We start from the raw sequence: 10,668 nt of genomic DNA, 5'->3' as shown, positions 1-10,668 counted from the left end.
GTTCCAATTCCTCCCTGGACAGCAGAATCGTGTACGGGCTGCGTCTGGGCATGACCTCTCCTTGCCGAAAGGTCAACAGTATCCCGATACAATGCAAGATGCAAGCGATTATACGTCACTGTACTTATAAACACGACCACTAAGTCTGATTAACAGGGCCATGGATGCGTTGGAGCCATCAATGAGCCGTCTGCTGGAGGATGCCACACAGGTCGCTCAGGTTCACTTGGAGAAATCCGCCCACCTGCCTTCATCCGTTGGCACCTTCTATGGGTCGCCTGGTCGCGAACGCCGCTTGCGTGATGACCTAACCAAGAGCGATCCACAACAATGAGCGCATGCCACGGCTGACCGAACCTCCCTCCGGCACACCGAACACGGCGGCCGGACGCAGATATTGGGAGAACAGCAAACGGCTCGCGCAGCTTGTCTTGGTCGTCGTGCGTTCCGCCGAGCATTTTGCTGACGAGATCCGCCGTCTCGCGCAGTCGGGTGTACCCGTCGCGGACACCGCGCTCAGTGCGCGTCTCGACGCGGACTTCAACCGACTCTCTCAGGGTAGCGAGTTCCTCAGTGAATGGAACGTGGTTATGGCGGTCACCTTCGCGGAGGCATTTCTGCACGATGTGCTCGTGGAATGCTCGCTGATCGACTCGACGTTGCTCGGCGATGCGGAGCCGTCTGCCTCGTACATCGAGGTATCCTCCGCGGCCTCCCTAGATGCGCTCCGGCATGAGATGCATTCGAAGTGGGCTCGTTCGTTCGTCGATGATGGCGGACCGCGCCGATGGAGCGACCGTCTCGAGCGGATGGGCGTCCGCGACCTGCCATTGCCCACGTCGACTCTGGAGGAGATATGGGGCATACGGCATGCGATCGTTCACCGAGCCGGCGTTGCCTCCGCGGAGTTCGTCCGGCGGCACCCGAGTCTCGATGCGCAAGTTGGCCAGCGCATCGCGTTGAATTCTCGCCAGGTCATTGAGTACGTTGGAGCGATCGATGCATTCGTGCGTCCGGTCGATGTAGCATTCGCAACGCGGATGGCATCGCGTACCAGTGCGCCAGCGGTCTAACCACACATTGATGCTGACGCCGCATAACGTGAGTCGTTAGCACGCAACACATGCAATGATAAAGGAAAGTCACAACTGGTCGTATAATGCTGCTCCCACCGCCACCAGCGAACGACTTACGCGAGCACGATTACAATGGTGTTCAACCGCGCTCGGCAAACTCGGCTGTGCGATACCGAACGGCGGCCGACTTTCGCTTGCGTTGCGACTCCTTGATGACTTGGCGAATGGTGTCGTAGCGATCAGTGAAGTTTCGATTCGGGACCAGATCGCCGAAGTACAGCGGATGGCTTGGGAGTTTATGCTAATCCTGATTGCCGCCGTCGACGGTCGCCAAGCGCCCAGTCCGTTCACGGTGGACAAACTCGAACAAATGCTCCGGGGCGCACTTGTGCCCGGTGGCGGCGATGACCCGGCCAGAAACATTCAATTCGAGCTGTACGTTCCCGCTTTACTTGCGCTCGGCGGATTCGCAATACACCCCGGTCCGCCCGACGCGAAGGTAACTATTTTCGATGAACAGATTGGCGTTGAGGCCAAGCGCGTGTCGTCTCTAAATCCCGAGACACTGCGGTCACACCTCAGAAATGCGTCTCGGCAAGCAGTTGGATCACGTTCAGTTGGAATTCTCGAGATTGTAGAGTATCGCGGAATCATTGCTGTCAATGTTGACACGTATTTCAATGAGCTTCGGCCGCAAGAGAATCCAATTGACCTGATCAAACAGTTTCAAAACTGTCTTGACCCTCTCGACAATGCATCCAAGGTGCTGCGTGACAAGACGGGAATCATCGGACTTCTTGCTTGCGGCTACGTGGCGGGGTGGCACTCTTCAAGCGATGGATACCGTTTCGATGTACTGTATCCTACGCGGTGGGTATCGCTGCATGGCGATGATAAGGTCGACCGCCGCTTAGCCGAGCAGCTAACAATGGTCCTCGGACGAATGGAGAGGCGCTGCCGAGAGATCCAGGCTCAAGTTCCCAAGGCTCTTACGTTCTAAAGTTTACCAATCCGCGTCCTAACAAACGTTGCTGCTGTCAATCACTTTATTGGAAGCTCGCTACGCTCGCAATTTATTAGGTGTGCTTGCAGCAGAACTTGAACGTTATACCGCAACAAAAGAGCATTTGATAGTCACGCTTCCCTGTATGGATCGCATCGCCGAGGTCACGCTCTGTGTGGCAACCCACGACTCCAAGTAGAGATCCCACGGTCGAGAAAGCCGCCGTTCAGCGGATGGTCGAGGCGCGCCTCGGACCAACTAGCCAAGCAGCACCGCGCCGACCGGATTGGCGCTTGTCAGGAAACGGTGCGACATCGGTGTTTATCACGTTCTCGAAGGACGAGGATCTGTTTTATGATGTCAGCGCGTCCGACTTGGCGGCATGGGCCGATCACGCTCGGGCGTTTGTCATCTTCGTTTTGGGATCAGCTGACCAAGTCCTCATACTTCCATTGACGGTCCTCCGCGATCGTGTCGTCAGCAGAATGAAGGCTGGTGAGCGAGGAAACTTCAAACTTCATGTCACTGGGAGTAGCCGGCTGTGCTTCCGTGAGGCAAGACATTTCGCGCTCGACGACTATCGTAACGCATTCGAGCTGCTGGATGAAGGCGAGATCAACCCGCCAGCGGTATAACGTGCGTTGCAGCAGACGAGCGATTTACTGATGGCTCCCTTCGCTCACTTTATCTAATTCGCTCGCAGCTGAACTTAGACGTTTATGCCGTCACCAGCCTTCGTAGCAGATTGAAATTGTACTCGCATCCCGGAGGTTCACCCCGTGTTCCTGACTATCGAAATTGATCGCGAGAGCACAGGCGCTCGCGCTACGTGTCCTCGCTGACCGCTTGGAGAATGGCGAGCCGGCGCCGAGTCTGCTCCCGCTCGATTTCCGCGCCGCCTAATTAGCGGGCGCATACTGAATGAGCGAGTGGCCGGCCGCGAAAGCGCGGCGCGTCCTGGCGGCTCTGCTCCGAATCGGGTGGGTGGTCAAGCGCGAGGCGAGCTCCCACAAGGTCCTCGCGCGCGACGGGTGGTCCGACGATTTTCGCGTTCCACGATGGCGAGGAGATCGGACCGCGCATGCTCGCGCGCATCGCGAAGCGGACCGGACTCCGGCCCGACGACTTGTAGCGTGCTTCCGATGCATTGGCATGACCTCGCTTGCAGCAGACAGCCGATTTATTGTATGCTCGCTTCGCTCGCTCTATGTGATTCGGCTGCAGCTGAAGCCAAACGGTTAGCAACGAGCGGTCTCGTCGCCGCCAGCCACTCACCCGCCTCTGAGTGCCTTGCGAAGCCGGCAATCTGTTGATAGCCCGCCGTTGACGTACAGTTGACGTACTGGTGTGTTGACGTACTGGTGTTGACGTACTGGCCTTCCGACCTGTAAGTTTAAAGGCTGTCCCAATTCGCCATCATTCGGCTACGGCCGGCACCCCGGATAAACCAGATTCGCGGTGCGGGCTCGATGCACGATCAGACTATCCTTTCAATGAAGACTTACAGCGCTACCCCTGCCGACATCCAGCACGACTGGTACGTCGTGGATGCCGATGGAATGGTCCTCGGGCGCCTCGCCACTGAGGTCGCGAAGATCATCCGCGGCAAGCACAAGCCGATGTACACGCCGCACATGGACACGGGCGACAACGTCATCGTCATCAACGCGTCGAAGGTGCGGGTCACCGGCCGCAAGGGCGAGCAGAAGCGCTACTTCCATCACACCGGCTACATGGGGCACGAGCGGTTCACCCCGTACGCCATGATGCTGGAAAAGCATCCCGAGCGCGTGATCGAGAAGGCGGTATACGGTATGCTGCCGAAGACGGCGCTTGGCCGTCAGTCGCTCCGCCGCAAGCTCCGGGTTTTTGCAACCGACAAGCACTCCCACGCTGCCCAGCAGCCGAAGGTGCTGGACCTCAACAAGAAGAGTGAGACGAAGTAATGGCTGAAAGTCCCGCCACGCACACCATCGGACGCCGCAAGGAAGCGGTCTGCCGCCTGTACCTCAAGCCCGGCTCGGGCAAGTGGCAGGTCAACGGCCGTACGCTCGGCGATTATTTCCCGCGAGCCGCGCACGTCTCCGCGATCCAGCAGCCGTTCACGGTGACCGATACACTCGGCCGCTTCGACATCATGGCCCGCGTGGAAGGGGGCGGACTCACGGGACAGGCCGGCGCGCTACGCCTCGCCGTCGCCCGTGCCCTCGTCAAGCTCGATGAGACGCACCGCCGCAAGCTTCGTGACCTCGGACTTCTGACCCGCGACGCCCGCGCGGTCGAACGCAAGAAGCCCGGCCGTCCCAAGGCACGCAAGAAGTTCCAGTTCTCCAAGCGTTAAAGGATCCCTTACTGAATGTCTGAGCCCAACCTCGATCAGCTGCTTGCCGCCGGAGTCCACTTCGGCCACCAGACCCGTCGCTGGAACCCGAAGATGCGCCGTTTCATCTTCGCGGAACGCAACGGGATCCACATCATCGATCTCCAGAAGACGCTTCGTCAGCTGGAGCTGGCCAAGAGCCTGGCCCGCAACGTCATCCTGCGCGGAGAGAGCGTTCTCTTCGTCTGCACCAAGCGTCAGCTCGTCAACATCGTAAAGGATGAGGCGGATCGCGCGGGCGCGATGCACATCACCGAGCGGTGGCTGGGTGGACTCCTCACCAACTTCCAGACGGTCAAGAAGCAGGTCCGGAAGCTGAAGGATCTCGAGGCCGGCAGCGAGACGGGCGGAGACTTCGAGAACTACACGAAGAAAGAGCAGCTCATGATGAGCCGCCAGCGCGACAAGCTTTCCAAGAACCTTTCGGGCATCAAGAACCTGAATCGTCTGCCCGGCCTGATGTTCGTGATCGACTCCAAGAAGGAGCGGATCGCGGTGGCCGAGGCGAACAAGCTGGGCATTCCGATCATCGCTCTCGTGGATACCAACGCCGATCCGGATCTGATCACGGTTCCGATCGCCGGCAACGACGACGCGATCAAGTCGGTCGAGCTCGTGGCGCACGCGATCGCCGACGCGATCATGGAGGCGCGCCGCGAGGCTCCCATTCGTACGGAAGAGGAAGAGACGGAGTCGTACACGTACAGCTCCGACCGTGGCGCCGAGCCGGAAGGCGAAGGCGACCGCAAGAAAAAGCGCCGTCCGCGCCGCCGACGGGCCAAGCCCGAGGCGATCGCGGCCCGGCTGAAGGGAGGCGCAGAGAATGAGGGAAGCGCAGAGGGGAGCGCGGAAACCACGGACGCTCCCGAAGTCTCGGGAGAGTCCGGAGCTAACGCCGAGAATTCGGAAGGTTAACTTCCCACTGCCTGCGGGCAGACCCGCCGCCGGCTTCCAGCCGGCGGCGTTGTTTTAACCGATCACGACACACGCGCCCCACCGGCGCGAGATAAATAAGGAATCGAGAGATGTTCACAGCAAAGGATGTGATGACCCTCCGCCAGCGCACCGGCGCCGGCATGATGGAGTGCAAGAAGGCGCTCGAGGAGAACAAGGGCGACATGGACAAGGCGGCCGAGTACCTTCGCGTGAAGGGAATCGCCAAGGCCGACAAGCGCTCAGGCAGGCAGACGAGCGAGGGCATCATCACGAGCTACATCCACCACAATGGAAAGGTAGGAGTGATGGTCGAGGTGAACTGCGAGACGGATTTTGTCGCCCGCACTGATGACTTCAAGAACCTGGCGAAGGAGATCGCGCTCCACATTGCGAGCGCTGCACCCGTCGCGATCGACAAGGACGGAGTGCCGGTCGAGAAGGTCGAGAGCGAGCGCAGAATTGCCGAGGAGCAGGCGAAGGCGAGCGGCAAGCCCGAGAACATCGTCCAGCGCATGGTCGAGGGGAAAGTCGACGCGTACTACAAGGACAACTGCCTCCTCTACCAGCCATGGATCCGCGAGCCGAAGAAGTCCATCGGCGATCTCGTCAAGGAAGCTTCGGCAAAGGTCGGCGAGAATATCCAGGTCCGCCGATTCGTCCGCTTCCAGATGGGCGAGGAGTAAGACCTCCTTGGCCACGCCGGCGTATTCGCGCGTACTTGTCAAGATCTCCGGCGAGGCCCTCGCCGGAGGCAAGGGCTTCGGGTTCGACTTCGAAACGCTGACGCGTATCGCCGGCGAGATCAAGCAGGTGGTGGAGCTCGGCGCCGGCATCGGTCTGGTGATAGGCGGCGGCAACATCGTCCGCGGCGCGCAGTTCTCGAGCCACGGCATGGACCGCGTGGGCGGGGACTACATGGGCATGCTCGGCACCGTGATCAACGCGCTCGCGGTGCAGGACGTGCTCGAGCGCGCCGGAGTCGAGACCCGCGTCATGACGGCGATCAACATGGAACAGATCGCCGAGCCGTTCATCCGCCGCCGCGCTCTTCGTCATTTTGACAAGGGGCGTGTCTGCATCTTCGCCGCCGGCACGGGCAATCCGTACTTCTCCACCGACACCGCCGCGGCGCTTCGCGCGATCCAGACCAAGTCGCAAGTTATAATCAAGGCGACGAGCGTCGATGGCGTGTATTCTGCCGATCCCAAGAAGGATCCGTCGGCGACTCTCTTTCGTGAGATCAGCTATCGCGACGTAATCGTCCAGGAGCTCGGCGTCATGGACCAGACGGCGATCGCACTCTGCAGGGAGAACCAGCTTCCGGTAATCGTTCTGAACATCAACACACCTGGAGCCATTGCGCGCGCCGTCAGCGGCGAGCGCATCGGGACAATTGTTCAATGAGCACCATTCCACAGATCATCAGGGATTCGCGCGCGGCGATGGACAAGTCGCTGGAAAGCTCCAGGAGGGAGCTGGCGTCGATCCGCACCGGCAAGGCATCCGTGAGCCTCCTCGACACTGTCCGCGTCGAGGTCTACGGCCAGTCAATGCCGCTCAACCAGGTGGCGAGCGTGTCGGCTCCGGAGCCGCGCCTGCTCACCGTGACGCCGTGGGACAAGGGACAAGTCCAGGCGATCGAAAAGGCGCTTCGCGACTCCGACCTCGGACTCAATCCGCAGTCGCAGGGGGGCACTATCCGCGTTCCTATTCCGATGCTGAACGAGGAGCGGCGGCGGGAGCTCGTGAAGGTCGTGCACAAGCTCGCCGAGGAAGCGCGCATCGGCATCCGGCACGCTCGTACGGAAGGGCGCGAGAAGCTCAAGAAGCTCGACCATACGAGCGAGGACGACGTGAAGCACGCCGAGAAGGACATGCAGAAGATGCACGACGACTTCATCGCGAAAATCGACGAACTTCTGAAGGGAAAAGAAGCAGATATCATGGAAGTCTGAGCTCGTGTCCGAGCTCACAAAGCGCATCCTTCTTGTGCTCGTCGGCGCACCGTTGACGGTCGGACTCATCTATGCCGGCGGATGGATCTTCGCCACCGCTCTTGGCGCAGTAGCGGCGATCGGAGCGTGGGAGCTGTTCCGCATGGCGCGCGAGCGCGGGGCGGAGCCGCTGGAGAACGCGGGAATCGTTCTCGCTGCGTGCATCCCGCTGCTCGTTCACGCCAGCTACCTCGGCGTGTATCGCGTGACGCTCACTGTCGCGGTGATTGTCTTCCTCGGACTGTTCGCCAGCGTGATCTGGTTGCGCGGCGTGAGCCGCAGGCCGCTCGTGTCGCTGTCTGTTACGGTGGTGGGAATCATGTATCCGGCGCTGGTCGCCTACATGTATCCGCTGCGCTATCACGATTACGCGGTGGGCGCTACCGCGGGAACGGTTCTCGTGATGTTTCCGATCGCGTTGACCTGGGTTACCGACACGGGCGCGTATGCGTTCGGCAAGATGCTCGGGAGGCACAAGCTGATGCCGTCAGTGAGTCCGGCCAAAACGGTTGAAGGAGCCGTCGGCGGCCTCGCCGTTGCGATGCTGGGCGCGTGGCTGTACGTCCACTTCCTGCTCACGCCGTTCGCGCAGCTTTCGCTGATGCCGATTGGAATCTTTCTGTTCGCACTGGTGGTGGGCGTGGTCGGCCAGGTTGGGGATCTCGCCAAGTCGCTGCTCAAGCGCGATGCCGGAGTGAAGGATTCGTCCAGGCTGCTTCCCGGTCACGGTGGGATTCTCGACAGATTCGACAGCCTGCTGTTCGTGCTGCCCGTAGCGTACCTGCTTCTCGGTCATCTGCTTCTTCCGGCTCCGGGATGACGCGCCGCGGCGTTGCGATCCTTGGCTCGACCGGGTCGATCGGGACGACCGCGCTTCGCGTGCTTTCGAGGCAGCGTGATCGGTTCGCCGTCACTGCACTGACCGCGCACAGCAATGCGGCGCTGCTCGCTGAGCAGGAGAAGGAGTTCCGTCCGGGTTACGTCGGGCTCGTCAACAGCGGCGAAACGCTTCACGCGAACTGGCATAGCGGAGTGGAATGTCTCGTGGAGGCTTCGACTTTGCCGGGCACGGACATCGTCATCAACGCAATCGTCGGCGCGGCCGGGCTTGACGCGACGCTTGCCGCGCTCAGGGCGGGGAAGCGTGTCGCACTCGCGAACAAGGAGACTCTGGTAGTCGCCGGAGCGCTCGCTGAAGAGGCGTGCAGGTCCGGGGGAGGCGAAATTGTCCCGGTAGACAGCGAGCACAGCGCCGTCCTGCAGTGCATCGCGAGCCGCCCTCGCTCCGACGTGAAGCGGATCATTCTCACCGCTTCGGGCGGACCGTTCCGCGGGTGGAGCGAGGACCAGCTCACGGCCGCGACGCTCGAGGATGCCCTCCGGCATCCGACGTGGACGATGGGACGCAAGATCACCATAGACAGCGCGACTCTGGCGAACAAGGCGCTGGAAGTGATAGAGGCGCATTTCCTCTTCGGTCTGCCTTACGATCGCATCGAGGTGGTCGTGCATCCGCAGAGCATCGTGCACTCGTTCGTCGAGTTCGTGGACGGAAGCGTCGTGGCGCAGATGAGCGTGCCGAGCATGGAGCTGCCCGTGCTTTACGCGCTGACGCATCCGGAGCGTGCGCGGGATGACGGAGTTCCGACGTTCGATCCTGTCACCGTATCGCCGCTCACTTTCGAGCCCGTGGACTACGCGCGATTTCCGGCCCTGCAGCTCGGTATAGATGCGGGCCGGCGCGGCGGCGCGGCCCCTGCGGTGTACAACGCGGCGAACGAGCAGGCCGTCGCGCTGTTTCTCGAGGGCGCGATCGGCTTCGGCGACATTCCACGAGCGATCGGCGCGGCACTCGAGCGCCTGGGAGATCTTCCCGGGACAACGCGGGACGAGCTGCTCGCAGCTGATGCCGCGGCGCGGCGGCAGGTAAGGGAGCTTTTCTGATGCTGGCATACATCGCACCAATCTTCGTGTTCGGTCTCGTCGTATTCGTGCACGAGCTGGGACACTTTCTGGCCGCGAAAGCGGTGGGTGTTTATACGCCCCGCTTTTCCATCGGCTTCGGCAAGGCGCTGTGGAAGCGGCGCTTCGGCGAGACGGAGTACGTGCTGGCCATGCTGCCGATCGGCGGCTACGTGCGAATGGCGTCGAGGGATGACGAGGCGACGGCGTTTCTCGAGGGCGGTAGCGAGAACGCCGTGACTGAAGTTGCGACGCATGGACAGCCCGCCGACCCCGACGCGATGATGCCCTTCGGGCCGAAGCCGATTCCCCCGGACAGGTGGTTCGAGTCCAAGCCATTGTGGGCGAGACTGATGGTCCTGCTCGCCGGTGTCACGATGAACATCGTCCTCGCGCTCGTCGTGACGACGGGAATGTTCGTTCACTACGGGAGCCCATATCTTTCGACGACGGCCGATTCGCTGTTCGCCGGCCGGCCCGCAGCTATCGCCGGGATTCAGCACGGCGACAGCATTGTGGCGATCAACGGAGAGTCGGTTGACTGGGAGAAGCTGGTTGCGAAAGTAAGCGCGTCACCTGGTGTGCCGCTGGCGTTCGACGTCGTGCGGGGCGGTGAGCGGATGCGGCTGTCGGTCACGCCGGCCGTTGACACGGCGATGAATCCTTCGACGGGCCGGGTTGAGCGAGTCGGCCGCATCGGCATTCTTCCTGTGCAGATTTCGCGTCCGGTCGGACTCGGAGAAGCCGTCACTTCGGGGTGGCGCGTGACCTGGCGAATGGCGGGCACGGTTATCGAAGCTCTGCGCGGCCTGGCGACGCGGAAGGTCTCGGCGAGCGAGCTCGGCGGCCCGATAATGATCGCGCAGGCGTCTGTGCAGGCCGCGCGCGGCGGCTTGGAGCAGCTCTTTTTCCTCATCGCCCTGATCAGCACTAACCTGGCCGTGTTCAACCTTCTCCCGATTCCGATACTTGACGGCGGCCAGATCGTCGTTGGCGTGCTCGAGGGGATCAAGGGTAGCGCGTTCAGCCTGCGAACGCGGGAGTACATCCTCCGCGCCGGGCTGACCGTGGTACTGCTCCTGTTCGCGCTGGTGACCTACAACGACCTGCGGCGCCTGTTAGTCAGCTTTGTGCAGCGTCTGGGCTGACGGCAGAGACCGGCCGTGTTGAATCGGATGTTGAACCAAACCGATAATGTCCCCTTGATTCCAAAATAGAAATGTCCCCTATCGACTCGATTCTTTGCGAGGGTTGGGTCGGTGGAGAGGACGAGGATGTCGGAAGTCGAGCTTATGCGCGCTGAGGTGTGCGTGCGAG

At 61.3% G+C, this 10,668-nt stretch carries 12 protein-coding genes; all 12 read left to right on the top strand.

Annotated elements, in window-relative coordinates:
- The first annotated feature begins 338 nt into the window (after positions 1-338).
- The 12 genes from Q7S20_00455 (at position 339) to Q7S20_00400 (ending at position 10,499) form a co-directional block, all read left to right on the top strand.
- Positions 339-1,073, top strand: coding sequence for a hypothetical protein (locus Q7S20_00455; protein ID MDO8500296.1), 735 nt, complete (start codon positions 339-341; stop codon positions 1,071-1,073).
- A gap of 55 nt (positions 1,074-1,128) precedes the next feature.
- Positions 1,129-2,076 (top strand): hypothetical protein, encoded by a 948-nt coding sequence (locus Q7S20_00450; protein ID MDO8500295.1) that lies wholly within the window; start codon positions 1,129-1,131, stop codon positions 2,074-2,076.
- A gap of 296 nt (positions 2,077-2,372) precedes the next feature.
- On the top strand, positions 2,373-2,714 hold the full coding sequence (locus tag Q7S20_00445) for a hypothetical protein (protein MDO8500294.1): 342 nt from the start codon (positions 2,373-2,375) through the stop codon (positions 2,712-2,714).
- Between the two features lie 858 nt (positions 2,715-3,572).
- Entirely contained in the window at positions 3,573-4,025 is a 453-nt protein-coding gene (gene rplM / locus Q7S20_00440) for a 50S ribosomal protein L13 (protein ID MDO8500293.1), read from the top strand.
- Positions 4,025-4,420 (top strand): 30S ribosomal protein S9, encoded by a 396-nt coding sequence (gene rpsI / locus Q7S20_00435; GenBank protein MDO8500292.1) that lies wholly within the window; start codon positions 4,025-4,027, stop codon positions 4,418-4,420. Before rplM ends, rpsI begins: the two co-directional genes overlap by 1 nt.
- A gap of 15 nt (positions 4,421-4,435) precedes the next feature.
- Positions 4,436-5,374 (top strand): 30S ribosomal protein S2, encoded by a 939-nt coding sequence (gene rpsB / locus Q7S20_00430; GenBank protein MDO8500291.1) that lies wholly within the window; start codon positions 4,436-4,438, stop codon positions 5,372-5,374.
- A gap of 110 nt (positions 5,375-5,484) precedes the next feature.
- Positions 5,485-6,078, top strand: coding sequence for a translation elongation factor Ts (tsf, locus tag Q7S20_00425; GenBank protein ID MDO8500290.1), 594 nt, complete (start codon positions 5,485-5,487; stop codon positions 6,076-6,078).
- Between the two features lie 7 nt (positions 6,079-6,085).
- Positions 6,086-6,799, top strand: a complete 714-nt coding sequence (gene pyrH / locus Q7S20_00420; protein MDO8500289.1) for a UMP kinase — start codon at positions 6,086-6,088, stop codon at positions 6,797-6,799.
- Positions 6,796-7,350: a ribosome recycling factor gene (frr, locus tag Q7S20_00415; GenBank protein ID MDO8500288.1), complete on the top strand. Its 555-nt coding sequence runs from the start codon at positions 6,796-6,798 to the stop codon at positions 7,348-7,350. Before pyrH ends, frr begins: the two co-directional genes overlap by 4 nt.
- A gap of 4 nt (positions 7,351-7,354) precedes the next feature.
- Positions 7,355-8,209, top strand: coding sequence for a phosphatidate cytidylyltransferase (locus tag Q7S20_00410; GenBank protein MDO8500287.1), 855 nt, complete (start codon positions 7,355-7,357; stop codon positions 8,207-8,209).
- A complete protein-coding gene (gene dxr, locus Q7S20_00405; protein MDO8500286.1) occupies positions 8,206-9,333 on the top strand; it encodes a 1-deoxy-D-xylulose-5-phosphate reductoisomerase in 1,128 nt (375 codons plus the stop codon). Before Q7S20_00410 ends, dxr begins: the two co-directional genes overlap by 4 nt.
- Complete coding sequence (locus Q7S20_00400) at positions 9,333-10,499, top strand: M50 family metallopeptidase (GenBank protein ID MDO8500285.1); 1,167 nt, start codon at positions 9,333-9,335, stop codon at positions 10,497-10,499. The genes dxr and Q7S20_00400 overlap by 1 nt, the downstream gene beginning before the upstream one ends.
- Positions 10,500-10,668 lie beyond the last annotated feature (169 nt).

The organism is Gemmatimonadaceae bacterium, from assembly GCA_030647905.1.
Lineage (GTDB): Bacteria > Gemmatimonadota > Gemmatimonadetes > Gemmatimonadales > Gemmatimonadaceae > UBA4720.
Note: the sequence above shows the minus strand (reverse complement) of the source record. Positions and strands in the feature narration are given on the sequence as shown.